Origin of the sequence: Micromonospora sp. NPDC048843 (assembly GCF_040649965.1) — a bacterium.
Classification (GTDB): domain Bacteria; phylum Actinomycetota; class Actinomycetes; order Mycobacteriales; family Micromonosporaceae; genus Micromonospora; species Micromonospora hortensis.
The window spans coordinates 33,558-56,504 of record NZ_JBEZGJ010000027.1; the positions used below are offsets into that span (position 1 = coordinate 33,558).

Sequence of the window (22,947 nt, forward strand, 5' to 3'; positions counted from 1 at the left end):
CGTCGGCGTCACCGAACTCGAAGAATGTCGGTGACGCCGACTGGCCGTCGAGCAGGCAGGCAAGCGTCGTTCGACGATGCTGGGTGCCGTGGGTACGGTGACAATGTGCTCTCAGCCGTGAAGGGTCTGTCCCGGTACCACACCGAGGAGTCGCTGCGCGCCTACCTGCTGGAGCGTTCACACCGCACCGAGAACGGCTGCCTGGTCATCGAAGGTTACGGGCGGCGACGCGGGGTGCACCAGAAGGTCGCTGGCCGCGCGTGGGCGCACATTGCCGCGTACGTCGTCCTCGTCGGCGGGTACGACCCCGCCCTCGACGTCGACCAGACCTGTGCCGCCGCCGACTGTATCGAGCCGACACATCTGCGCCAGCTCAGCCGGGCCGAGGCCTGCCGCAGCCGCAACCAGCCGGCACAGTGCCGCAACGGACACGACCGTGAGCTCGACCCGGCCACCGGCCGGTACCGTCGGGTCTGTCGCAGTTGCAACCGGGAGGCTCAGCGCCGGTGGCGTGAACGTGAGGCCGCCGAGGTAGCCCAGGCCCGCGCCGCGTACGGCCGCTCGTAGCGATAATCCTGAGATGACCAGTTTCCCCGCGACCGCCCGCCGGGTGCGGGACGAGAGCCTCAGCCCTCGACGGCGCCGGTCGCATCTACGGGACTGCCTCTACCACTTCGCGCCGTACGGCTTCCACGCCACCTGGCACCACCTGGCAACCCGGCACCGCATCCCCCGCGACGTTGAAGGCGATCCCCCGTCGTTGGTCCGGGCCCTCGGTGAACTCGAGACAGCCCGCGCTCTGGTGCTGGCAAGGGCAGTCGCCTTCGCGGCCCAGCGGCGACTGCAGAAGCAGGCGGGCCGACGAACCCCCACCACTCCGCATCCGTGGGACTCGTGGGGTTGCCACGACATCGCCTACTGCCCCGATCCGCGGAAGCATCCCACCGGGGAGCTCTCGATCGTGGTGGAGCGGGTGCTCGATGCGTACGCCGCAGGGGTCGACCTGGCCGGACGATGCCTGGTCTGCGGCGACGACGATTCCCGCCCCGGAAGGGCCTGCCGAAACTGTGGCGTCGTACCCGACGGGTATCGCAACTCGATCTGAAGCATCAGGAGCAGTGCGGTTGCCGCGGTAGCAGGCGCCCCGCAACCCGGTGACCAGCAAGCGCTCGCGTCGGTGTCTGGAGGGACGTCCCGGTCAGGGGTTGATCAGTCTCCAGTCTCCTTCGGAGATGACCTCGACGGTGCCACCGACCACCTTGATGGCGGTGTTGTCGTCGATGGCGTACGTCGGGACCGGGATCTTGGACGCCCACCTCTGGATGTCGGACAGGTCGGTGTCCTCCATGTCCGGATGATTGAGGTGGGGGTAGAGCGTGAAATCCACCAGCCCCAGCGCCCGGTCGGCACCCTGGGCCATGTCGCTGCCGTCAGGGACGAATTGACTGTCGAACTCGGCGTCGCAGTTGTACGGGGTGACAGCGATGCTCCCGGCGCTGACCCCCACATAAACCGTGTCACTCAGCGACGGCAGGACGTCGGCCAGGCCCGACTGGCGCATCCAGTAGGTCAGGTACAGCACATCGCCGCCCCAGACCAGAAGGGCATCGGCCCCCCGGACCGCCGGGACCCAGTTCTCTTCTCGAATGGTCGGCAGCGCGGTGAGCTCCAACACCCCCAGGGACTTCCAACCGAGCTGGGACAGCGGGATCGAAGGCCGGCCGTGGATCGCCTTCCACGCCCTCTCGCCTCCGCCGGGGAAGGGGTAGACACCGGTGGGGACGAACAGGGCCGTGGCCTCGACGATCGGTTTGCCCAGCAGGTCGACGAGCGCGTCGGAGATGCTCGGATTGCAGATGCCCGACGACGTGAGAAGAAACTTCATCGATCCGCCCTCCTAAGTCACCGAATGACGCCGATCAAGTTGCCCATGAGAACCAGCGGTCCGGCTCGGCTCGTTCTCACTCATCCCGATCATCGTCGACCGATGTCGGCCTTGGCGAGGACCGGTCGGGTCACATCCTGGTTGTCGATGACGACGTCCGCGCGTTCGTGCGGCGCAGGCGGCGAAGTACAGCCGCTGGCCGCCGACGTAGCGGCCGAGGCTGGGATGTTCGGGATCCGGATGCGAGCCGTCGCGTCGAGCCATCCGTGCCACGGTGACCGCGAACGGCGCGTCAAGGAAGACGGAGAAGTCCCAGAACTGCACCAGCTCGTCACGGTGCAGGAACAACCCGTCGACGATGAGTACCGTGCCCGGCGCGGCGGTCCGCCACGCAAGGTCCAGGATCGTCGGAACCATGTCAGCGACGTGGTCAAGCAACTGCCCCCGCACGAGGCCCACGTCGTTCCTCCGTTCATGACCGCAAAAGCGCAGCACGCCCCACCGATCGAGGAAGTCATCCTGGCAGACGCCTCACCGGCAGCGGTCCGCATCAAGCCCGTCGGGACAGGACAGTTGGCTTGTCTGGGGCTTACACCATCCCCAGTCGTTAGGCAGCATAACTGTCATTATGATGCATGTACGTTTCGCACCTTTCGTCCCAGGTAATTACTGGATTGTTGTTAATAACAATCCAGTAATTGGCTCCGCCGGGCTTCGGCCTCGCCTCGGGAACGCGGTGGCTCTGCGGCCCACACGCGCTGAGGATGTCGGCATGAATGACCACAGCGCGAACGCAGTCGGCGAGCAGGAGGAAGCGCTACCCGGCGGCAACATGGGGGGTGCAACACGTGTCGGTGCCACTGTCCGGCGGACCGCCGGGGCGTGGAGCCCGACGATTCAACGCCTCCTACGGCACCTGCGTGAGCGCGGCGGCACCTGGGCTCCGCAACCGCTCGGGACCGATGAGCACGGACGCGACAGCGTCTCGTACCTGCCGGGCCTCGTGCCGCAGTACCCGTTGCCGGACTGGATCTGGAGCGATGGCGTCCTCACCGACGCAGGTGTCTACCTCGCACGCCTTCACCACGCCAGCGCCAGCTTCGACACCGTCGGCGGAGTATGGCAGTTCCCGGTACGACAGCCAGCTGAGGTCATCTGTCACAACGACTTCGCGCCGTACAACATGGTCTTCAGCGACCGGCGACTGACCGGCGTCATCGATTGGGACACGGCCTCGCCCGGTCCCCGATCGTGGGATCTGGCCTACCTTGCCTACCGACTGGTGCCGCTGGCCCATCCCGACAACGGCGACGCAATCGACAGTGACCTGGGCGAGCGGGCACGTCGGCTGCGCCTGCTCTGCGGTGCCTACGGCTCCGAGCAAGATCCTGCTCGCATCCTCCAGGTCGCAGTCCATCGGCTACACGACCTCGCCGCCTTCACCGAGGCGCGGGCTGTTCAGGGACAGGAGGACATTCGCCGTCACGTCGAGCTCTACCAACGCGACGCTACGTGGATCACCACGCACGCCGATTGCCTGGGCCGGGATGTCGCCTGAATCAGCTACGACGGCCGGCACTGCCAGCCTATTTGCTCACGAGACGTGCGTGGCCCGTCCGCGGTCGAGGTCCGCCGACGGGTCAGGGCGGCGAGTTGTCGTCAGCGACGACCGGTCGGGAAGCAACAACATCTGATCCACGCGCCCCCGATCAGGGTCAGAGCCAGCGATCGAACCAGGCGCGGGTCCGGTGCAGGACGTCGATCTGGTGGTGGCGTTCCCGGATCGAGTGGCCCTCTCTCGGGTAGATCACGAACTCGTGCTCGACGTCGAAGTGGCGCAGCGCCCGGTGGAGGTACACGGCCTGTCCGAGGGGAACGTTCGTGTCCTCGGCGCCGTGCAGGATGAGCACCGGAGTGCGGATGTTGCTGGCGAAGGAGATCGGGCTGACCGCGTCGTGTGGGTGTGGTCCGATGCCGGACCAGCCGGTGCTGCCACCGAGCGCGGCTTCGAACTGGCCGTTCTCCCCGGTCGCGGCGAGCATCCCCCAGTCGACGACGCCGGCGCCGACCAGCGCGGCGCGGAAGCGGTCGGTCTGGCCGACGGCCCAGGCGGACATGAAGCCGCCGTGGCTCCAGCCGGCGATGCCCAGCCTGTCAGGGTCGGCGATGCCCTCGGCGATGAGGAGGTCGATGCCGGTCAGGATGTCGGTCCACTCCTGCTGGCCGACCCGACCGGCGACGCTGGCGGCGAACTGGTGGCCATGGCCCTGGCCGCCGCGCGGGTTGGGCAGCAACACCGCGTAGCCGGCGGCGGCCAGCCACTGCGCACTGGGGAACCAGAACAGCTGGCAACGATCGGCGTAGCGATCGTACGGGCCTCCATGCACGATCGTTACCAGCGGGAACGGGCCCTCCGACGCGGTTCTTCCGACCGGCAGTACGAGCAAGCCGTCCAGGTCGAGCCCGTCGGCGGCGCGGTAGGCCAGCGGCTGTTGAGTGCCGAGTGCGATGCCGTCCAGCTCCGGCCGGGTGTTGGTGATCCTTCGCAGCGGCCCGGTTGGCGCTCCGATGTGAACGTTCGGGGGCTGATAGCGGGTGCCGGTGAGCAGCGCGATTGCGTCGCCGGTAGCAGTAATGGTGAGGTTGTCGAGGCGTCCAGGGTGATGCGACAGTGTCGTGAGGTCGGTGGGGTCGAGCCGAGACAGGGTCGTGTTCAGGCCGTCGGCGAGCACCACCAGCGGGGCGGCGTCGGTCTGGCGAAGTTCGGTGGGGCACATCGAGAGACCAGCGGTGCGGTTGCGCAGGACGCGGCTCTCCATGGCCAGGTCGAACACGGCGGTGCCGGCCTGCAGTCCCGGTGGGGTGAGCGCGATGTATCCGAGGTGCCAACCGTCTGCGCCGTGCCACCAGGTCAGAGATCGCGCGTCGACGTCGACCGGTCCGAGGTTCTCCACGGTCCCGGTCGTGGGGTCGAACAGGTGCAGTTGGCCGGTGCGCGGACCGTAGTCGTTGTCAGCGCTGGCCCAGGTCAGCACGGCCAGTGGGCCGCCGTCGGGACGTTGCCGCAGTTCCACGACGTGCCGATCACCGAACACACTCGGGGTGGTGACCCGGCCGGTGCGCAGGTCCAGCAGGCGCAACCGAGCACGTGGTTCGCCCTTGCCGACGACAATGGCGTCATGACGGTCCCGGGCACGGAGGGTGTCCTGCTCGGTGGGTTCGTCCTCGGCGAGCAGAGCGACCAGGTTGGGGTTGCTGAGCGGCAGGTGGTCGAGGACGCCGCCGCACCAACTGGTCAACGTGGTCATCGTGCCGTCGGTGAGGGTGAGCCCGTGCAGTTGCGGGGTACCGCGGTCGGCGCGGTCGGACAGGAAGAACAGCATTTCCGAGTCGGCCGACCAGCACGGCTGGGACTCGGTCGCGGTGTCGCCGGTCGCCCGGCGTGACGCGACGGCGCCATCGGTGTGTACGAGCCAGAGTTCGGTGTCGAGGTGGTCACCGGTCCGGCCGATGGGAGCCAGGACGTAGCAGAGCAGGCGCCCGTTCGGGGCGAGCGCCGGGGTCTGCGGGCCACGACCATCGACCACGAGTTCGGCTGTCAGACCTGTCATGCGCGCAGTCTGTCAGGATCAACAGGGCAGCACGGCATGAAGGACGACACGCTCATGGAGCAGCTGAACCCATGTTCTCCGTAGAGGAACGCGACCTGATCCGGCAGCGGCTGCTGCACCTGGCCGAACACGATCCCGCTGTCGTCGCCGCCGCGATCACCGGCTCACACGCCACCGGCGATGAGGATCGCTGGTCGGACATCGATCTGGCCTTCGCGGTCAGCGACCCGCTCGACGCCGTCATGCATCGCTGGACACAACAGCTGTATCGGGACTTCGCCGCAGTCCACCACTGGGATCTGACGTCCGGGTCTGCGATCTACCGGGTGTTCCTCCTGCCTCGCTGCCTGGAAGTCGACCTCGCGTTCAGCCCGGAAGCCGAATTCGGGCCGCGAGGCCCGAGTTGGCGACTCGTGTTCGGGCAATCGACAACACCCCCGGCCGCCACGACGAACCGCCACGACGAGATCGCCGGCCTGGCATGGCACCACGCACTACACGCGCGGATCAGCATCGAACGAGGGAGATACTGGCAAGCGGAGCACTGGATCGGCGCCATGCGCACCCAGACAATCGCGCTCGCCTGCCAGCGTCTGGGCCACCCCACCAGCTACGCCAAAGGTGTCCACCTACTACCCGCCGACATCACCGGACCGCTCGAAACGACCCTGGTTCGCTCCACGGACGAGACTGAGTTACGTCGCGCACTCTCGGCCGCCGCAACGGCCCTGACTGCAGAGCTCACTCGCTCGGACCCGGCCCTGGCCGATCGACTACACCCGATTCTCACCGAACTCGGATCACCCGTAGCTGTCCGCCCACCGGTTTGGCCTGGCCGATGCGGCACGAGAAGGCGATGAGTTCGATGTGGTGCAGCCAGCGAATGTGGTGCTGTTCGTAGTAAGCGGCGAGTTCCTCGGGGATGTTCGACAGAAGCGCCACACGCACGCCTGAGGCCACAGCCGCACAACAATGACGTCGGCCGGGGGCATGGCCGGGCAAGGATTCCCCGTGCTCGGCTATGCCCCCGCGAATTCCCCAACCTTGACGTTGAGGCCGCCGGCCCGAGATCAGTGGGCGGGCTTGCCGAACCAGCGGGAGAGGCGTTCGTCCAGGTCCTGCTGGTCGTCGCCGATCCAGGCGACGTGGCCGTCGGGGCGCAGCAGGACGGCCGGAACGTCCAGTGCCGCAGTGAAATCCGCGAGGTGATCGACCCGGTCTGACCAGCCGCCGACGGTCAGGCGTTCGGTGCGGTCCAGCAGCAGGCCGCGGCCGCGGTGCAGCAGACCGTAGAGGTGCCCCTGTGTGATGTCCATGTCGGGCAGGCGGCGACCGAGCAGGTCGGGGCCGGCGCCGAAGTCGTAGCGGACGCCGACGGCGGTGATCTTCTCCAGCAGATGGAGGTTCACCTCGTCGAACTCCATCAGCTCGATGAGCAGCCTCCGCACCGCCTGTGCGCCCGGTTCGGTGGACAGCAGCTCCGTCTGGGCTCGGGTGTTGTCCAGCACCGCCTCGGCGACCGGACGGCGTTCGGCCTGGTAGGTGTCCAGCAGTGCCTCCGGCGCCCAGCCGCGGATCTGCGCGGCCAGTTTCCAGCCGAGGTTGAATGCGTCCTGGACACCCAGGTTGAGGCCCTGTCCGCCGATGGGCGGATGGATGTGCGCCGCGTCACCGGCCAGCAGCACCCGCCCGACCCGATAACTGTCGGCCAGCCGGGTGGCATCGCCGAAGCGGGACAACCAGCGCGGGGAGTGCACGCCGAAATCTGTCCCGGCGATGGCGCGCAACTGGCGTGCGAAGTCGTCGAGGGTGGGCGGTTCGGCGCGGTCGCTGACCCCGGCGGCGGGGACCAGGACGCTGTAGACCCCGACGCCTGCCGGCCGGAGCCAGAATCGCTGATGGGTCTCGCGGATCTCGGCCACCCTGGCGGCGATCTCCTCCTGCGGGACGCCCACTTCCATCTCGCCCATCAGGCTCTCGGTCCTTGCGGGCTCGCCGGGAAAGCCGACGCCGAGCAGTTTGCGCACGGTACTGCGCCCGCCGTCGCAGCCGACCAGGTAGTGCGATCGCAGCTGTTCCCCGTTGGCCAGCTCGACTGTCACACCCTCGTCGTCCTGCTCGAGACCGACGACCGCGTAACCGCGCCGGACCTGCGCGCCCAGTTCGATGGCGTGCTCTTCGAGTAGACGTTCGATGACCGGCTGCGGGATGCCCAGCAGGTAGGCGTACCGGGAATCCAGGCCCTTGGGCGCGGACTTGGGGATGGCGGCGAAGAAGGCGCTGGCCGGACGCTGCCGCCCGTGCGGGAGGATGCGGTCCAGCAGCCCGCGCATCGCCATCAGCTCGAGACTGCGGATGTGCAGGCCGACGATGCGGACGGCCGATGCCGGCTCGGTCTCCTTCTCCAGTACGAGGACCCGTACGTCGTGCAGTCGTAGTTCGGCGGCGAGCATCGCACCGGTCGGCCCGCAGCCGGCAATGATCACGTCGTACGTTCGGGGCGTGCGATCGGTCGACGGCGGCTCGGCGGTGAATCGCGGAGGGTACATAGGTGTTGCCTTTCGGGAGTGCCGTGTTGGCAAGGCGCTCCCGGCGACACCTACGTCAATCGCCCGACCGGGACGGCGAGGGGGAGCACCCACATCGCTACAACGTTCATGGGTCTCACCTCCTCGGGCGGTGTCGCGGTCGACTGCAAGCTATCTCCCCCGGCGCGGTCGCGTCGAGTTGTTTCCTCGCCAGGTGATCACGGCGTCTGGTGGGTCAGCGACCGGTGGAGCCACTCGGCCATCAGCGCGCGTTCGGCGTCGGTGAGCCCCGCGAGGTCGGGCAGCACCGTCGCGAAGGTCACCGCGACCGCGTTCGCGGTGGTGTCGGGTGTGACCGGAGTTGTCGCCAGGATGCTGGCGAGCACGGCGTCGAGCATGGCCTCACCCAGACCGAGGTCGCGCTGGTCGGCGGGCATTCCCAGCAGTGTGAGGATGGTGCCGTTGCCCGCCGAGTGGATCATCATTAGCGCGCGTTCCTCGTCGACCCGGAGGAGGCCGGCTGTGGCGAGTCGTCGGACGCGACGACGTAGCACCTTGAGGCCGGCGATTGTTGCCGGCGAGGGTGCACCGCTCCCCCGGGTGGCGATCAGCGCGTACAACTCGGGGTTTGTCAGGCCGAACTTCACGTGTGCGCGCCATCCGGCGCGCAGGTCAGCGACCGGGTCGCCCGTCGCGGCGTCCGCTGCGACCGATTTGCCGCTGACGTAGGTGGCCATGACGTGCTCGGCGACGGCGTCGATGAGGCCGTCCTTGTCGCCGAACAGGCGATAGATGGTCGGCGCCTGCACGCCCGCGGCCTGGGCGACGGCGCGCGTCGTCACCGCGTTCGCGCCCTTCTCCCGCAGCAGTTGGGTCGCCGCCGCGACGATGCCCGCACGGACGTCGTCGCGGGTGTCCTGCGTCGTCACCATGTACCGATGCTAACAGTCTCTTGTTATCCACGATTTACCGATGCTAACGTTCGCTGCGTATCAACGATAACAAGGAGTGCCATCATGATCGTCGTCACCGGTGCCACTGGAAACCTCGGGTCCCAGATCGTCGACCGCCTGCTCGACCGGCTACCGCCCGACGCCGTGGGCGTGAGCGTGCGTGACGTCGATAGGGCCGCCGGCCTCGCCGAGCGGGGTGTGCGGGTGCGCGTCGGAGACTTCACCGACCCGGCCACGCTGGGGCACGCCTTCGAGGGTGCCGACAAGGTCCTCATCGTCTCCGCCGCCATCCGCGGCCCCGGCGCGCTCGTCGCGAACCGGGCCGCCATCGACGCCGCCCACGACGCGGGAGCCAACCGGATCCTCTACACCAGCCACCAGGCCGCCTCCCGGGACTCGCTCTTCGCCGCCCAGCCCACGCACGCCGCGACCGAGGAACACCTGGCCGGACTGGGAGTTCCCTTCACCGCCCTGCGCAACGGGTTCTACGCGAGCACGCTCAGCTTCTCCATCGGCACGGCCCTGGAGACCGGGCAACTCGTGGCGCCGGCGGACGGCCCGGTGTCCTGGACCGCGCACGCCGACCTGGCCGAGGCCGCAGCCGTCGCCCTCAGCGAGGACGGCGTCCTCGACGGGGTGACGGCACCGCTGACCGCCTCGGAGGCGCTCGACCTCGAAGCGGTGGCCGCCATCCTCAGCGACATCACGGGCCGCACCGTCGAACGGGTCGTCGCGCAGGACGACGAGTGGAGGGCATCCGTCATCGCGCGTGGCATGCCCCCGGCGGCGGCCGACTTCACTCTCGGCATGTACCGCGCGGCACGAGAGAAGGAGTTCGCCGTGACCGATCCGACGCTGGAGGCAGTCATCGGCCACCACCCGACATCCGTCCGCTCGGTGCTCGAGGCCATCGTCGCCCAGCGATGACGCGATCTCGAGCCGGTCAGCGCAGCATTGCCCGGGTCATTCGACGGGTGGCGACGTACATCGCGATCGAGCCGAACGCGACGAGGTAGGCCACCGGAATCAGCAGCTCCCAGCCGAGGTGGCCCAACGCGGGTTCCCGGACCAGCTCGATGCTGTGGTAGAGCGGCAGCACCTGGATCAGGGGCCGCACCGCCTCCGGGTAGACCGACAGGGGGTAGAACGTCGTCGCGAACAGATACATCGGCAGCATGAAGAGTTGGATGTACTGGAAGTCGGGGAAGTCTCGCAGGTACGTGGTGACGGCCAGCCCGCCGGCCGCGAACGCGTACGAGATCAGTAGCGACGCAGGCAGGGCCAACAGCACCCAGGCTGACGTGAGCAGCCCACCGACGGCCATGAGGATGAGGAATCCGATCGACGTCAGCAGCCCGTTGATCATCGCGCTGGTCACCTCGCCGACGGCGATGTCGGTGACGGAGAGCGGTGTCGGCAGGATCGCCTCGTAGGTCTTCTCGACCCTCATCCGGATGAACACACCGAAGCTCGTCTGGTTGAACGCCGTGTTCATCGCCGTGGTGGCCAGGATCGCCGGGGCCACATAGGCGGCGTACGGGACGTCGACGCCGGGGACCGTGCCGACGAGCATCCCGACGCCGACGCCGATCGACAGCAGGTACAGGATCGGTTCGACGAGCGCGTTGAGCAGCGGCGTGACCGACCGGCGGTAGATCATGAAGTTGCGTTCGATGAGCGCCAGGGCCCGGCGTCTCGTCCAGGTGGGTACGACGACGGTGGTCATGGTGCCTCCACGATGCTCTGGGCGTGGGCCGTCACGGGTGCAACCGTCGGCGGTAGGTGACCCGCGCTACCAGGAAGCCGCCGATCGCGAGTGCCAGCAGGTAGCCGATGTGGACGGAGCTGCCGGTGATCGTCGCCGTGCCGAGGCTGAGCGTGCGGCACAGCTCCACCCCGTGCCACAGCGGCAGCAGGTAGGACACCGGTCGGATCCACTCGGGCAGCTGCGAGACCGCGAAGAACGTGCCGGAGAACATGTAGAGCGGCATGATGACGAAGCGGAACACCGTGTCGATGTGGCGCAGCTTGCGGACGCCGACCGCCCACGCGGCGGCGGGTGCCGCGAACGCGACCCCGGTCAGCGTCGCGCCGAGCAGGGCTCCGAGGGCCCACCATCCCCCGATCAACCCGAACGCGGCCATCACCACGATGAAGGCACCGCTGGCGATGAGCACCCGGAAGGTGATGAAGAGCAGGTGCCCGGCGGCGAGCTGCTCCGGTCTCAGCGGCGTTGGCGTGGCGCTGCGGTACGCCCCGAAGCCGGCAGCGCGGGCGACCCCCGGGGCACCTTCCAGGAACGCGTTCTGCATCGCGGCGGCGGCCAGCATGCCCGGGGCGAAGAACGCCGCGTAGGAGACGCCGGCGATCTGGGCGGGCGCGTTGTCGTCGACCAGGGCGCCCAGCCCGGCGCCGATGCCGATGAGGAACAGCAACGGGTTCAGCACGTTGATCACGATCGAGCCCCGCCAGGTACGCCGGTAGCGCGTCAACCAGTACCTGAATACACGAAACACCAGTGACCTCTCCTGCTACTCGATGAGCGATCGGCCGGTGAGCTTGAGGAACACGTCCTCCAACGTCGCGCGGCGGACCAGCGCGGTGAGCGGCGTGAGCGACATGGCGTGCACCGTGGCGAGGGCCGCCTCGCCGTCGGCGGTGTAGACGAGCACCCGGTCGGGGAGCAGCTCGACGCGGCCCTCGTCGTCGTTGCCGCCGGTGGCCAGCACCGATGTCAGCAGTTTCTCCGCCGCGGTGTCGCGCTCGTCGAGGCGGAAGCGGAGTTCGAGAACTTCCCGGGTGGCGTACCTGGTGATGAGTTCCTGGGGTGAGCCCTGCGCGACGATGCGGCCGTGGTCGACCACGATGAGCCGGTCGCAGAGCTGCTCGGCCTCGTCCATGTAGTGCGTGGTGAGGATGAGCGTCACGCCCTGCTGTTTGAGCTGGAAGAGCCGGTCCCACAGGACGTGTCGGGCCTGCGGGTCGAGGCCGGTGGTCGGCTCGTCGAGCAGCAGGATGTCCGGTTCGTTGATCAGGGAGCGGGCAATGGTGAGCCGCCGCCGCATGCCGCCGGAGAGCGTCTCGACCTGGTCGCCGGCTTTCTCCTGAAGCTGGGCGAAGTCGAGCAGTCGGGTCGCGCGGTCCCGGATGACGGCCCGCGACAGGCCGAAGTATCGCCCGTAGATGTGCAGGTTCTCCCGCACGGTGAGCTCGTTGTCCAGGTAGTCGTCCTGGGTGACGACGCCCAGCCGGGCGCGGATCTCCGGCCCCTGCCTCATCGGGTCCATGCCCAGCACGCGCAGGCTGCCGCCGCTGATCGGCGACGTGGCGGCGATCATCCGCATGGTGGTGGACTTGCCGGCGCCGTTGGGGCCGAGGAGCCCGAACGACTCCCCCCGCTCAAGTGCGAAGTCGATGCCGTCGACCGCCCGGAACTCCGCAGTGGACCCACGTGCTGGATAGACCTTCGTCAGATCTCTCGCCTCGACCAGCGAATGTTCGCTCACCCCGGCAGCCTAGGGAAACTTGACACTGGAGTGCAAGATCTGGGCAGTGCTTTGTAATTTTCTGACACGCGGCGGATTTGACCCTCGACCGGGTCGAGGCCCGACCATCGGCGACATGGACGACCAACCAACTCCCGACCCGACAATGACCCGTATCGGCGAGGCGGTGCAGCTCGGCCGATCGGGGCAGCACGGCCCCGCCCGCGACGCCCTGACCGCGTTGTGGGACGAACTCGGCCCCACCGGTGACGCCCTGCACCGCTGCACCCTGGCGCACTATCTCGCCGACCTGCAGGACACCACCGAGGCGGAGCTGGCCTGGGACGAACGTGCCCTGGCCGCCGTGTCCGACCTGACCGACGAACGCGCCCAGCGGTATCTGTCCTCGCTCCAGGTCCAGGCGTTCCTGCCGTCGCTGTACCTCAACCTGGCCGACTGCCACCGGCGCCTGGGCAACGTCGGTCCGGCCCGGGAACACCTCGCCCGAGCCCGCGAACACCTGGTGCGACTGCCGGACGACCCGTACGGCGAGAGCGTCCGCGCCGCGATCCGTGACTTCGTCGAGGACGACCCGACCGACCGCCGGCGGTAGCGGTCGGGAGGGCGGTCACCGATCCTGGCGAGCGACGCCCCTGCGGTATTCCTGCGGCGAACGTCCGTAGTGGGCACGGAAGAGGCGGCTGAAGTGGGCCTTGTCCGGGAAACCCCAGCGGGCGGCGATGGCATGGATCGGCTGCCGCAGCAGCGGGTTGCCGAGATCACGCCGGCACTGCTCCAGGCGCTTGGCGCGGATGAGTTCGGCGACCGTCGTCGCCTCCGCCTCGAACAGGCGGTGCAGCGACCGCGGTGAGATGTGGTGGGCGGCGGCGACGCTGCGAGGGCTGAGCTCGTCATTGTCGAGGTGGCGGTCGATGAATTCGACGACCCGGGCCCGCAGTGCGGTCTGCCGCGCTTCCGGTGAGAGGGTGTCCTCGATGTCGAGGTACTGAGCGAGCGCGGCAGTGAGCAGGTCCACCGCCACCCCGCCCAGGATCTCGGCCTGGGCCGGCTCGAACTGCTCCGGGTGCGCCGCGATGCCGCGCAGGTGGTGGGCCAACAGGCCGCCGACGCCGACGTGCGAGGGCATCGGCGTGGCCAGCAGGCGGCGGAGCCGGTCCGGTGCCAGGGGCAGCGCCGCGTGCGGTATCTGCACGGTGATCGTGGTGGCGGGATCGGGACCGTCAGCGTGATGCCGGGCGACGTGCGGCCGCGCGGTGTCCAGGAGCGTGAAGTGGTTCGCGGCTTCCAGCGTGGACTCGGTGCGGTCCTGGATCAGGGAGCTGCGACCCGTCAGTGGTAGCGCGAGTTGATACATGTCCCCCTCGGCTCGGCGGACCAGTTTCGTGGGCCGGATCGAGTCCAGCGACGGGTAGCGCAGCGAGGTCATCCGAATGCGACCGAGATCGATGGCCTGCGCGTAGGCCACGAAGTTGTCCAGGTGGCCGCTGCTGATGTGCGCCGGCGCTGTCTCCTGAGCGACCAGGGCGTACCAGAACGCGAACCGGTCCGCCGGGGGCAGCACCGTCGTGTCCACCACGAGGTTGGGCAACACTCCGCTCGCCTCCACCCATATGCAAGGATGGATTCTTGCATGCCTCGACTTTCTTTACCCATAACGGGATTCCCACGTCCGGTGCTGCCCGGCGGGTTGGCGAATGTCGGCGGTGACCGGTGCCGACCTGCGGGAGGCAGCCGACGAGATGACCCGGGTGCTGCTGCCGCACCGGGAACGCGACTGGTCGGTGCCGGCCGGCTCGCTGAGCTGGAGCTGCTGGACCACCGCGGCGCACGTCGCGCACGACCTCCTGGCGTACGCGGGCCAGGTCACCGGCCGCCCGGATGACGGCTATCTGCCGTACGACCTGCGGGTCTCCCCCGACGCGAGCCCGACGCAGGTGCTCACAGTGGTGCGGGCCTGCGCCGGTCTGCTCGCCGCCGCCGTCGACGCCGCCGCGTCGGACGTGCGGGCCTGGCACTTCGGTCCGTGTGATCCGGCCGGTTTCGCCGCCATGGGCGTGGCCGAGACCGTGCTGCACACCCACGACGTCGCCCTCGGTCTCGGTGTGCCGTGGCAGCCGCCGCAGCGGCTGAGCGCGCTGGTGCTGCGGCGACTCTTCCCGGACGCCCCGGCCGGGGCGGTACCCGAGGTGCTGCTCTGGATGACCGGCCGCGGTGAGCTGCCCGGCCGGGCCCGACGTACCTCCTGGAGCTGGCGGGCCGCAGTCGACTGACTCGCACCAACGTTGAGGGGCGGGTGGTCGCCTTCCGGGCGACCACCCGGTTGGAGCGTCAGGGTCAGGTCCAGCTGATGCCACGGTTGCGAACGCTGCGCATGCCCTTCTCCTCTCTGCTCGGTGACGGGCCCCGTGCCCGCCAGGTGACCTCAGCGTCGGCCACGACCTGCCTCGGCGGTACTGATGTCGGCGTTCGGAGTCGTTCGGGCTTGTTCGACCGGAGACTCGGACCTCGCAGGTCTGGAGTCGGGTCGCCGCTGCCACAGCGGCACGACAGCGAGAACCGCCACCGCGCCCGCCAGGCCGCTGAACCCGATCACAGTGGTGGCCGGCCACCGGTCGGCGCCCAGACCCGCGAGGACCATCGCCGTCCCCTGTAGCCCACTGAGACCGGTGATGGCCACCCCGAAGGCGCGTCCCCGGTACTGCGTCGGCACCGCCCGGCCGAACAACGCGTTCAGAGGGATGGCGAAGGCGCTCGCGGCTCCGGCCAGCACCAACAGCAGGAGCATCATCCACAGCGGAGGGACGAGCCAGGCCACCGTCAGCACGCCGGCCGACGTCGCGGCCAACGGCAGGATGAGCCGTTGGCGGGCCGCCGGTGGACAGAACCGGGTGAACGCGACCCCGCCGAGGGACATCCCCAACGGCGCCGCCGCCAGCAACAGCCCGACGGTGGCGGCGCCGCCACCGTACTGTCGGGCCAGCGGCGCCATCAATCCCTCGGCCGCGTAGGTGAAGGCGCTGGCCGTCCACAGGAGGAGAACGTAGGACCGCAGCCGGGAATCGGCGAAAATCACCCGCAGACCGACCGCCCGGCCCTCACCGGTCGGGCTCGACCGTGCTCGAGGCGCGGGGCGGGAACGCACACCGATCCCGATCAGAAGAGCCGACACCAGAAACGTGCCGGCGTCCACCAGCAGGGCACCGCGCAACGACAGCACCGCCACCAGGCTCCCCCCGACGGCGAAGCCGACCACCTGAACAACCTGGGCGCAGATATTGTCCACGCCGTTGGCCACCGCGTAACGGTCGTCGTCGAGCACCTCCGGCATCAACGCCGCCCGCGCCGCCACGAACGGTGGCCGCATCAGGTTGACCACGAAGAGGAGCACCACCAGGGCTGGCGCGGGGAGGTCCGGCAGCGCCGCCAGCGGGATGAGCGCCGCGCGGCCAAGGTCGCACGCGATCATCACGCTTCGCCGGGGGAACCGGTCGGCCAGGCCGGAGAACAGCGGTCCACCGGTGAGCCAGGCCAGGTAGGAACTGGCGTAGGCGGCCGCCGCCAGCGCGGCCGAGCCGGTTTCGCTGAAGACGAGATACGCCACGGTCACGGCCGTGAGCTGGTCACCGGCCAGGGACAGCAGGTACGCACCGAACAGGTGGCGGTACTCGCGTACCGCGAACACCTCGGCGTACGTCGCGGCGCGCTCGGTCACGTCACCCCGTCCTTCCCGCGCCGGCCCTCGTCTGGGCGCTCGGCCCAGACCGTATCCGCGTTCGCGTCGTCGAGGCCGAGAGCCAGCGTTCGGACCTGTTCGGATCCGTTCGCCACAGGTCGGACGGTCGGCGCGGGGAGGGTGTCGAGAGTGCCGTCCGGCTAGCCGGCGTGCAGCGAGTGCCGGTGGCCGTCGAGTGGGAAGGGCGGCCGGGCCGGCAACACCTCCTGGAACACGAAGCCGCACTTCTGCGCCACCCGGCAGGAGGCGACGTTGTCCACCTGGTGCAGCAGGTCGAGACGCGCCACCTCGGGGAACCTGTCGAACGCCCAGCGGCTCAGCGCGGTGACCGCGCGCGGGGCGACGCCGCGGCCGCGCGCCCACGACGCCGTCCAGTAGCCCACCTCCGGGGCCGGGCGCTCCGGCGTGACCCCCTTGAGCACCACGTTGCCCACCAGCCGGGCACCGTCGGCCTGCTCGTCGAGGACGGCGAAGGTGTACCGCCGGCCGTCGGCCCAGTCGCGCTGCGCGCCTTCCAGCCACCGTCGTGCCTCGGCGGCGGTGGTCACCGGAGCTCTGGTCCAGCGGCGCAGGACCGGATCCCGGTACGCCTGCACCAGCTCATCCAGGTCGTCGGCGCACCACTGACGCAGGGCGACACCCGGCGTCGAGGGCATGTCGGGTGACAGCGATTCGATCAACATCGGCACAGTCTGCCGTGGCCGTGGCCCGGGGGTCAGCCCCGACGGCGCCACCGCCGCCACCAGCTACGGCGGGGCCGGCGTGCCGGCGGCAGAACGGCCGCCGCTTCGGTGGCGGTCGTCGTCACCTTGGGGCGGGCACGCTCGGCGCGCCAACGGCGGACCACGTCCTCGGTGTTCACCGGGCGCACCGCGACCCGGGGGCCATCGTCGGGGAAGCGCAGCCACGCCACGATCTGGGCGTTCAACTGCCCCACGAAATCGCGGACGGACTGTTCGGTGGGCAGGTCACGGACCTCGCCGGGGACCTGCTCGATGCGTCGGCGCAGTTGCAGGGACGTGGGCAGGAGCAGGTCACTGGGGAGCGCCTCGCGCTCCAGGAAACTCTTGATCCACCACGCCTCGTCGTACGGCGCTCCCCGACCGGGGATCGGCTTGCCCATGCCGGGCAGGTCGTCGAACTCGCCGCGCTGAACGGCATCCTGGATCTTCGCCTCCACTGACGCTTCCCACGCCTCGGTCACCGTGCGGCACCTCCCTGGCCACCGTAACGCGCCGCCTCCGGCCGGCGACACGCACTTGCCAGGGGTCAGCACGTCCGCGACGGCGCGCATTCCCGCCGACTGTGGCGCCGTTGCGCCGAACGTGAGTGGATCACCACGGATCGCAGGCCACGGCCTGTCAGGTGGCCCTGGGGTGGGACGTTCATCCCGATTACGGTCGCTGTGGGGATTACCGAACGGGGGAAGCGTCGTGGTGAGTACTGGTGCACTGCTGGGCATCGCGCTGGTGGGGTTGGGGGTGGTGCTCACGCCCGGCCCGAACATGGTCTACCTGGTGTCCCGCTCGGTGGCGCAGGGCCGCCGTGCCGGGCTGGTCTCGCTGCTCGGGGTGGCCGCCGGCTTCGGCGTCTACCTGGCGGCGGCCGTCGCCGGCCTGGCCACCGTCTTCGTCCTGGTGCCGACGCTGTACGCGGTGGTGAAGCTGGCCGGCGCCGGCTACCTGCTCTGGCTGGCCTGGCGGACGCTGCGTCCCGGTGGGCACTCGCCGTTCACGCCCACGCCGATGCCGCCGGACCCGCCCCGGCGCCTGTTCACCATGGGCCTGGTCACCAACCTGCTGAACCCGAAGATCGCGATCCTCTACGTGTCGCTGCTACCGCAGTTCATCGACCCGACGCGGGGCCACGTGGCGATGCAGAGCCTCCTGCTCGGTCTGACCCAGATCGCCGTGGCGCTGATCGTGAACGCGCTGATCGTGCTCACCGCCGGCGCGCTGGCCGGGTTCTTCGCCCGCCGGCCGGTGTGGTTGCGGGTGCAGCGGTGGGTGACCGGCACCGCGCTCGCGGCGCTGGCCGTACGCATCGCCGCCGACCGCTCCCGCGCGGCCGTCGCCACGCCCTGACCCGGTGCTCAGTGCCCCCGATGGCGGTCGAGCATCCCGGCGGCCAGCGGCGCGGCGTCCAGGTCACCGGCGGCGAGCCGGGCGGCGAGGGTACGGCGCACCAGCCGGTCGGCCAGCGCGGGCGCGTGCCGGCCGACGGCCATCTCCAACCTGCCGCGTGCGGTGGTGGCCACGTCCCGGGGCGCCCGTCGGGCGGTGGCGGTCCGCAGGATCGCCGCGACCACCCCTTCGACGGGCTCGGGGCGCGACACCCCTCGCAGGGACAGCCCGGCCTCGGCGGTGCTGTCGTGGATCGGTGAGGCGACCATGCTCGGGTAGACGACACTGACACCGACGTGGGTGCCCACCTCGTGGCGCAGCGCGTCGGCGTAGGCGACCAGGGCCCGCTTGCTCACCCCGTACGCGGCGGCGAGCGGCAGCGGCAGCACCGCCATCCGACTGGATACGAAGATCACCCGTCCGCGTGCGGTGACCAGCGGGGGCAGCGCGGCGGCGGTGGTGCGCCAGGCGGCGAGCAGGTTGACCTCCAGTTGCCGGCGGACCACCTCGTCGGGCGGCAACTCGGCCGGAGCGGGACCACCGACCCCGGCGTTGTTGATCAGCAGGTCGAGCCCGCCGAGTCGGTCGACGGCGGCCCGCACCGCCGCCGGCACGGCGTCCGGGTCGGTCAGGTCGCAGCCCAGCACCGGAACGTCGTCGTCGGGACGGGCGTGCAGGTCGAGCCCCACCACCCGGGCGCCGGCCGCGCTCAGGGCGGCGCCGAGGTGGCGGCCGAAGGTCCCGCTCGCCCCGGTGACCAGCACCCGCCGACCGGCAAGTGTTCGGTCCCTCACCGGGGTGCCCCCACCGGGGGCGTCGCGCCGGAGCGGGCGCGGCGGGTCCCGGCGGTCAACTCCCTGGCCAGCTCGGCCAGGTAGACGTCGAAGTCCACCCGCATCGCCGGGCGGCGCTGACCCCAGCGGGCGGTAGCGGCCCGCAGTTCGGCCCGGCACGCGGCGCGCTGTCGCTCCGGGGCCGGCAGCGCGTACCGGCCGGCGACGTGCGCCGCGATCAGCTTGGCCTGCGCCTCGACCAGGGGGAACGCGGAACCGGTGGACTGCATCAACCCGACGAAGCTCAGCCCGGGGGCGTCGGGGTGGAACACGTGCCGGTACAACGGCAGGGTGTCGGCGCCTCCGGCGAGCAGCGCCGGGTCGAGGAACGGGACGTCCACCCGGTAACCGGTGCACCAGATGATCAGGTCGACGCTGTCGCTGCGGCCGTCGGTGAACTCCACCCGGTCGCCGTCGAGGGCGGCGACGCCGGGTCGGGCCTCGACGTCACCGTGGGTCAGCCGCGACAGCAACCCGTCGGAGAGCGTCGGGTGGTCCTGGAGGAAGCCGTGCGTCGGTGCGGGCAGCCCGTAGCGGGCGGGGTTGCCGACGGTGGTGCTCAGCATCGTCTGGCTGATGCGTTGGCGCAGACGCCACGGCAGCCGGCGGGCCAACGCTCCGTTGAGGGTGTCCGAGGGGCGCCCCAGCAGGTACTTCGGCACCACCCAGACACCCCGGCGCAGCGACAGCAGGGTGCGGGTGGCGGCGTACGACGCGTCGACGGCGATGTCCATCGCGGAGTTGCCGCCGCCGACGACCAGGACCCGCCTGCCGGCCAACTGCTCCGGGCCCCGGTAGTCGTGACTGTGGATCTGCTCGGCGGTGCAGGTGCCGGGGTAGCCGGGGTCGGGCCGCCGGGGCACCCGGTTGTGCCCGTTGGCGACGACCACGGCGTCGACGGTGACCTCGACCGGGCCGGTCGGGCCGCTGGCGGTCACCGTCCAGGTGCCGTCGGGGTGCTGGGTGACCCGCTGGACGGTGTGGCGCAGCCGGATGGTGTCGGCCAGCCCGAAGCGTGTGGCGTAGTCGGCGAGGTAACCGGCGACACGACGGTGGTCGGGGTAGTCGGGCCAGTCGGTCGGCATCGGGTGGTCGGCGAACTGGGTGCGACCACGGCTGGTGTTGAGGTGCAGCGTGCGGTACGCGGGCGAGTCGGGTGCCCCGTACACCCAGAGGCCACCGACCTGCTCGGCGGCCTCGAAGCCCACAGTTGGCACGTCGGCGTCGCGTAGTGCCTTGACCGCGGCGAGGCCGGCGGCGCCGGCCCCGATCACCGCCACCCGCTGTGGTACGCCCATTGCCGCCCCCATTAATCCAACGTCCGATGGATAATCGTCGCGTGGCGGCGGCCCGTCAAGGGGTCGGCGATCCGTACAGGCCGTCGAGCAGGCGATGCACGAACGCCCGGAACTCGCGCCGTTCCCGAGCGCCGGGCGCGCCCGCGGCCAGCGCCACCACGTGCCCGTGCGTCGCCCACACCAGACTCCGCACGGTGATGTGCGGGGTCGGCTCGGCCAGCGCGCCGGTCGCCGCGGCGGCGGTGAGCAGCTCCGCGACCAGCCGGTACAACGGATCGGCGTAGCGCTGGTCGAGCTCGGCGTGCCGCTGCGGTTCCAACCAGCGGCGCAGCCACAGCGCTGTGGTCTCGGGGCGGTCCTCAAGGAAGTCGACGAAGACGTCGACCAGCTCGTGCAGGGCCCGTCGTGCCGCGTCCGGACCGGCGTCGAGAGCGGCACGGGCCTGCTCGGCGGCGTCGGTCAGCACGTCCCGCTCGGCGGCGAACACCCGGGCGAAGCACGCGTCGTAGAGCGCCGCCTTCGTACCCGTGTGGTGCGCGACGGTGGCGACGTCGACGCCAGCGGCGGCGGCGACCTCGCGCAGCCCGACGGCGTCGAAGCCCCGCTCGGCGAAGAGCGCGGTCGCCGCGGTGAGCACCACCTCGCGGGTCGGCCGGCTCTCGTCGCGGCGGGGCCGACCCGGGCGGCGGCGGGGCATGGTCATGGCCGCCATTCTGCCCCTAGAATCCAGCAACCGTTGGATTGCGGAGAGGATGCGGCGATGACCGGGCTGGACCGGCGGCCCGCGGCCGCCACCGACGCGACGCTGCCGCGCGGGCCCCTGGCGGGCTTCGCGGCCGGCTCGCTCGGCATGGGTGTCTGGGTGACAGTGCCCGGCCTGCTGCTGCTCTACTTCCTCACCGACGTGCTGGCCGTCGGGCCGTGGCTGGCCGGCCTGGCGCTGCTGCTGCCGAAGATCGCCGACGTGCTGCTGCACCCCTGGGTGGGGCACCGGGCCGACGTCGAGCAGACCCGACGCGGCGACCGTCGTCGCCTGCTGCTGCTCGGCTGCGCCCTGCCTGTCGCGTTCGCCGCGCTCTTCGCGGTGCCCGGCGGCCTGACCGGCGCGCCGGCGGCGGCGTGGGTGGCGGTGTTCTTCATAGCCGGCAACCTGCTCTTCGCCGCCTACCAGGTCCCCTACCTGTCCACCCCGGCCGACCTGCGCATCGGCTACCACGAACGCACCCGGCTGATGGCGTTCCGGATGGTGGTGCTCACCCTGGGCATCCTGGTCTCCGGCCTGCTGGCCCCGCTGCTCACCGGCGGCGACGCCGCGACGCGGGACGGCTACCAGCGGATGGGCGTGGTCCTGGCAGTGGGAATGCTGGTGGCCATGCTGGTCGGTGTCGCCGGCATCGCCCGGCTGCGCGGGTCCGCGCCGGCCAGCGCCGCGTCCGGGCACGGTGGGTGGCGGGCATTGCGCACGGCGCTGCGCGATCCGCAGTTCCGGTGGCTGGTCGCCGCGTACCTGGCGATGTCCACCACCACCCACCTGGTGCTCGCCGGGGTGCCCTACTACGCCGAGTACGAGTTGCGCGCGCCCGGTCTGACCACGGTGCTGGTGGCCGCGTTCGTGGCGCCGGCGCTGCTGGTCACCCCGGCCTGGCTGGTGGTGGCCCGACGCGTCGGCAAGCAGCGGGCGCTGCTCGGTGCGCAGGGCGCGTTCGCGATCGGTTCCCTGGTGCTGGCGGTGGGCCGACCGGCCGGCCTGCCGGTGCTGGTCGCCGCGGTGGCGGTGCTCGGGGTCGCGTTCGCCGGCATGCAGCTGCTGCCGTTCTCGATGCTGCCCGACGTGATCCGCGCCGCCAGCAACGCCGGCAGCACCGGGGCCGGCACCTACACCGGGGTGTGGACGGCCACCGAGGCCACCGGCGCGGCCCTGGGCCCGTACGCGTACGCGCTGTGCCTGACAGTGGGCGGTTTCGTGGCGTCGGGCGCCGGTGAGTCGCCGGTGCAGCCGGACGCCGCGCTCGCAGCGGTCCGTTACGGCTTCGGGTTGCTGCCGGCGGTGGCGATGCTCGTGGCGCTGCTGCTGCAACGCCGCTACACCCTGGACGCGACGGCCCGGGCGGCGAGCTGATCGTCCGGCACTAGACTTCGCCCTCGATGGACGCCCAGCCCAGCACCACCGAGACCCGCCCGTGTGCCCACTGTGGAGCGCCGGTGCCGCAGCGAGTCGGCGCGGGCCGACCGTTTCGCTACTGCCGCGACAACGACGGCGCCTGTCAGCGCGCCTCCCGCAACAGCCGGATGCGCCACCGCAACGCCCCCGGTCTGCCCGGGCAGGTCGCCCGCACCTGGGAGGCGGTGGACCGACTCGACCAGATCGTCGAGACGTTGACCTCCCTGGCCTGGGCCGGGCGGACACCCCGGTGGACCGGCTCTTCCTGGCCAGCGCGTCGGCGCACCCGGGCGGCGGTGTGCACGGCGCTCCGGGC

The 22,947-nt window shown here is 70.4% G+C and carries 24 protein-coding genes and 1 pseudogene; 11 read left to right on the forward strand and 14 right to left on the reverse strand.

The genetic code is table 11. From position 1 onward, the window contains the following. Positions 1-105: 105 nt before the first annotated feature. Positions 106-567, forward strand: coding sequence for an HNH endonuclease (locus AB0C20_RS09640; protein WP_357187731.1), 462 nt, complete (start codon positions 106-108; stop codon positions 565-567). 13 nt (positions 568-580) lie between these two features. Beyond that, positions 581-1,105: a hypothetical protein gene (locus tag AB0C20_RS09645; protein WP_357187733.1), complete on the forward strand. Its 525-nt coding sequence runs from the start codon at positions 581-583 to the stop codon at positions 1,103-1,105. 93 nt (positions 1,106-1,198) lie between these two features. On the opposite strand, the gene AB0C20_RS09650 is transcribed toward AB0C20_RS09645, so the two are convergent. Next, positions 1,199-1,885, reverse strand: coding sequence for a Type 1 glutamine amidotransferase-like domain-containing protein (locus AB0C20_RS09650; protein ID WP_357187735.1), 687 nt, complete (start codon positions 1,883-1,885; stop codon positions 1,199-1,201). A gap of 147 nt (positions 1,886-2,032) precedes the next feature. Between AB0C20_RS09650 and AB0C20_RS09655 the strand changes: the two genes are divergently transcribed. Both AB0C20_RS09655 and AB0C20_RS09660 read left to right on the forward strand, forming a co-directional pair. Then, positions 2,033-2,551 (forward strand): hypothetical protein, encoded by a 519-nt coding sequence (locus AB0C20_RS09655; RefSeq protein ID WP_357567710.1) that lies wholly within the window; start codon positions 2,033-2,035, stop codon positions 2,549-2,551. Positions 2,552-2,657: 106 nt separating this feature from the next. Beyond that, positions 2,658-3,443, forward strand: a complete 786-nt coding sequence (locus AB0C20_RS09660; protein ID WP_357187739.1) for an aminoglycoside phosphotransferase family protein — start codon at positions 2,658-2,660, stop codon at positions 3,441-3,443. 157 nt (positions 3,444-3,600) lie between these two features. On the opposite strand, the gene AB0C20_RS09665 is transcribed toward AB0C20_RS09660, so the two are convergent. Continuing rightward, positions 3,601-5,496 carry a prolyl oligopeptidase family serine peptidase gene (locus AB0C20_RS09665; protein ID WP_357567711.1) on the reverse strand — a complete coding sequence of 632 codons (1,896 nt, stop codon included), beginning with the start codon at positions 5,494-5,496 and terminating at the stop codon, positions 3,601-3,603. A 71-nt stretch (positions 5,497-5,567) separates the two neighbouring features. On the opposite strand from AB0C20_RS09665, the gene AB0C20_RS09670 reads away from it, so the two are divergent. Then, the gene (locus tag AB0C20_RS09670) at positions 5,568-6,356 is read left to right on the forward strand and encodes a nucleotidyltransferase domain-containing protein (protein ID WP_357187742.1); all 789 of its coding nucleotides are present in this window, start codon (positions 5,568-5,570) and stop codon (positions 6,354-6,356) included. A 210-nt stretch (positions 6,357-6,566) separates the two neighbouring features. Here the strand turns inward: AB0C20_RS09670 and rox are convergent, their stop codons facing one another. Together rox and AB0C20_RS09680 are read right to left on the reverse strand one after the other, a co-directional pair. Then, entirely contained in the window at positions 6,567-8,045 is a 1,479-nt protein-coding gene (gene rox / locus AB0C20_RS09675) for a rifampin monooxygenase (RefSeq protein WP_357567712.1), read from the reverse strand. A 197-nt stretch (positions 8,046-8,242) separates the two neighbouring features. Beyond that, positions 8,243-8,956 carry a TetR/AcrR family transcriptional regulator gene (locus tag AB0C20_RS09680; RefSeq protein WP_357187746.1) on the reverse strand — a complete coding sequence of 238 codons (714 nt, stop codon included), beginning with the start codon at positions 8,954-8,956 and terminating at the stop codon, positions 8,243-8,245. Positions 8,957-9,040: 84 nt separating this feature from the next. On the opposite strand from AB0C20_RS09680, the gene AB0C20_RS09685 reads away from it, so the two are divergent. Further along, positions 9,041-9,904, forward strand: a complete 864-nt coding sequence (locus tag AB0C20_RS09685; RefSeq protein WP_357187748.1) for an NAD(P)H-binding protein — start codon at positions 9,041-9,043, stop codon at positions 9,902-9,904. 16 nt (positions 9,905-9,920) lie between these two features. Here the strand turns inward: AB0C20_RS09685 and AB0C20_RS09690 are convergent, their stop codons facing one another. The 3 genes from AB0C20_RS09690 to AB0C20_RS09700 are packed head-to-tail and all read right to left on the reverse strand — an operon-like array spanning position 9,921 to position 12,468. Continuing rightward, on the reverse strand, positions 9,921-10,703 hold the full coding sequence (locus AB0C20_RS09690) for an ABC transporter permease (protein ID WP_357187750.1): 783 nt from the start codon (positions 10,701-10,703) through the stop codon (positions 9,921-9,923). 31 nt (positions 10,704-10,734) lie between these two features. Beyond that, on the reverse strand, positions 10,735-11,493 hold the full coding sequence (locus tag AB0C20_RS09695) for an ABC transporter permease (protein ID WP_357187752.1): 759 nt from the start codon (positions 11,491-11,493) through the stop codon (positions 10,735-10,737). A 15-nt stretch (positions 11,494-11,508) separates the two neighbouring features. After that, the gene (locus AB0C20_RS09700) at positions 11,509-12,468 is read right to left on the reverse strand and encodes an ABC transporter ATP-binding protein (RefSeq protein WP_357187858.1); all 960 of its coding nucleotides are present in this window, start codon (positions 12,466-12,468) and stop codon (positions 11,509-11,511) included. A gap of 130 nt (positions 12,469-12,598) precedes the next feature. Here AB0C20_RS09700 and AB0C20_RS09705 point away from each other — a divergent pair, with 130 nt between their 5' ends. After that, positions 12,599-13,075, forward strand: a complete 477-nt coding sequence (locus tag AB0C20_RS09705) for a hypothetical protein (protein ID WP_357187753.1) — start codon at positions 12,599-12,601, stop codon at positions 13,073-13,075. 15 nt (positions 13,076-13,090) lie between these two features. Here AB0C20_RS09705 and AB0C20_RS09710 read toward each other — a convergent pair whose 3' ends face one another. Further along, positions 13,091-14,089 carry a helix-turn-helix domain-containing protein gene (locus AB0C20_RS09710; RefSeq protein ID WP_357187755.1) on the reverse strand — a complete coding sequence of 333 codons (999 nt, stop codon included), beginning with the start codon at positions 14,087-14,089 and terminating at the stop codon, positions 13,091-13,093. Positions 14,090-14,177: 88 nt separating this feature from the next. Here AB0C20_RS09710 and AB0C20_RS09715 point away from each other — a divergent pair, with 88 nt between their 5' ends. Continuing rightward, complete coding sequence (locus AB0C20_RS09715; RefSeq protein WP_357567713.1) at positions 14,178-14,753, forward strand: maleylpyruvate isomerase N-terminal domain-containing protein; 576 nt, start codon at positions 14,178-14,180, stop codon at positions 14,751-14,753. Between the two features lie 152 nt (positions 14,754-14,905). On the opposite strand, the gene AB0C20_RS09720 is transcribed toward AB0C20_RS09715, so the two are convergent. The 3 genes from AB0C20_RS09720 to AB0C20_RS09730 form a co-directional block, all read right to left on the reverse strand. Continuing rightward, on the reverse strand, positions 14,906-16,195 hold the full coding sequence (locus tag AB0C20_RS09720) for an MFS transporter (protein ID WP_357567714.1): 1,290 nt from the start codon (positions 16,193-16,195) through the stop codon (positions 14,906-14,908). Between the two features lie 161 nt (positions 16,196-16,356). Next, positions 16,357-16,899: a GNAT family N-acetyltransferase gene (locus AB0C20_RS09725; RefSeq protein WP_357187761.1), complete on the reverse strand. Its 543-nt coding sequence runs from the start codon at positions 16,897-16,899 to the stop codon at positions 16,357-16,359. A gap of 32 nt (positions 16,900-16,931) precedes the next feature. After that, the gene (locus AB0C20_RS09730) at positions 16,932-17,420 is read right to left on the reverse strand and encodes a DUF1992 domain-containing protein (protein WP_357567715.1); all 489 of its coding nucleotides are present in this window, start codon (positions 17,418-17,420) and stop codon (positions 16,932-16,934) included. 229 nt (positions 17,421-17,649) lie between these two features. Between AB0C20_RS09730 and AB0C20_RS09735 the strand changes: the two genes are divergently transcribed. Continuing rightward, positions 17,650-18,300, forward strand: a complete 651-nt coding sequence (locus AB0C20_RS09735; RefSeq protein WP_357567716.1) for a LysE family translocator — start codon at positions 17,650-17,652, stop codon at positions 18,298-18,300. 8 nt (positions 18,301-18,308) lie between these two features. Here AB0C20_RS09735 and AB0C20_RS09740 read toward each other — a convergent pair whose 3' ends face one another. The 3 genes from AB0C20_RS09740 to AB0C20_RS09750 are packed head-to-tail and all read right to left on the reverse strand — an operon-like array spanning position 18,309 to position 21,173. After that, positions 18,309-19,133, reverse strand: a complete 825-nt coding sequence (locus AB0C20_RS09740; protein ID WP_357567717.1) for an SDR family NAD(P)-dependent oxidoreductase — start codon at positions 19,131-19,133, stop codon at positions 18,309-18,311. Then, entirely contained in the window at positions 19,130-20,470 is a 1,341-nt protein-coding gene (locus tag AB0C20_RS09745; protein WP_357567718.1) for an NAD(P)-binding domain-containing protein, read from the reverse strand. The genes AB0C20_RS09740 and AB0C20_RS09745 overlap by 4 nt, the downstream gene beginning before the upstream one ends. Before the next feature lie 55 nt (positions 20,471-20,525). Then, positions 20,526-21,173 (reverse strand): TetR/AcrR family transcriptional regulator, encoded by a 648-nt coding sequence (locus AB0C20_RS09750; RefSeq protein ID WP_357567719.1) that lies wholly within the window; start codon positions 21,171-21,173, stop codon positions 20,526-20,528. 57 nt (positions 21,174-21,230) lie between these two features. Here AB0C20_RS09750 and AB0C20_RS09755 point away from each other — a divergent pair, with 57 nt between their 5' ends. Continuing rightward, positions 21,231-22,589 (forward strand): MFS transporter, encoded by a 1,359-nt coding sequence (locus tag AB0C20_RS09755; protein WP_357187772.1) that lies wholly within the window; start codon positions 21,231-21,233, stop codon positions 22,587-22,589. A gap of 26 nt (positions 22,590-22,615) precedes the next feature. Next, positions 22,616-22,947 (forward strand): annotated as a pseudogene (locus AB0C20_RS09760) (hypothetical protein); the annotation flags it as partial.

Coding starts and splice junctions, on each gene's coding strand:
- AB0C20_RS09645 (WP_357187733.1), top strand. CDS start 581: ATGACCAGTTTCCCCGCGACCGCCCGCCGGGTGCGGGACGAGAGCCTC.
- rox (WP_357567712.1), bottom strand. CDS start 8,045: ATGTACCCTCCGCGATTCACCGCCGAGCCGCCGTCGACCGATCGCACG.
- AB0C20_RS09745 (WP_357567718.1), bottom strand. CDS start 20,470: ATGGGCGTACCACAGCGGGTGGCGGTGATCGGGGCCGGCGCCGCCGGC.
- AB0C20_RS09660 (WP_357187739.1), top strand. CDS start 2,658: ATGAATGACCACAGCGCGAACGCAGTCGGCGAGCAGGAGGAAGCGCTA.
- AB0C20_RS09705 (WP_357187753.1), top strand. CDS start 12,599: ATGGACGACCAACCAACTCCCGACCCGACAATGACCCGTATCGGCGAG.
- AB0C20_RS09655 (WP_357567710.1), top strand. CDS start 2,033: ATGACGACGTCCGCGCGTTCGTGCGGCGCAGGCGGCGAAGTACAGCCG.
- AB0C20_RS09750 (WP_357567719.1), bottom strand. CDS start 21,173: ATGACCATGCCCCGCCGCCGCCCGGGTCGGCCCCGCCGCGACGAGAGC.
- AB0C20_RS09725 (WP_357187761.1), bottom strand. CDS start 16,899: ATGTTGATCGAATCGCTGTCACCCGACATGCCCTCGACGCCGGGTGTC.
- AB0C20_RS09715 (WP_357567713.1), top strand. CDS start 14,178: ATGTCGGCGGTGACCGGTGCCGACCTGCGGGAGGCAGCCGACGAGATG.
- AB0C20_RS09690 (WP_357187750.1), bottom strand. CDS start 10,703: ATGACCACCGTCGTCGTACCCACCTGGACGAGACGCCGGGCCCTGGCG.
- AB0C20_RS09685 (WP_357187748.1), top strand. CDS start 9,041: ATGATCGTCGTCACCGGTGCCACTGGAAACCTCGGGTCCCAGATCGTC.
- AB0C20_RS09665 (WP_357567711.1), bottom strand. CDS start 5,496: ATGACAGGTCTGACAGCCGAACTCGTGGTCGATGGTCGTGGCCCGCAG.
- AB0C20_RS09680 (WP_357187746.1), bottom strand. CDS start 8,956: ATGGTGACGACGCAGGACACCCGCGACGACGTCCGTGCGGGCATCGTC.
- AB0C20_RS09650 (WP_357187735.1), bottom strand. CDS start 1,885: ATGAAGTTTCTTCTCACGTCGTCGGGCATCTGCAATCCGAGCATCTCC.
- AB0C20_RS09670 (WP_357187742.1), top strand. CDS start 5,568: ATGTTCTCCGTAGAGGAACGCGACCTGATCCGGCAGCGGCTGCTGCAC.
- AB0C20_RS09755 (WP_357187772.1), top strand. CDS start 21,231: ATGACCGGGCTGGACCGGCGGCCCGCGGCCGCCACCGACGCGACGCTG.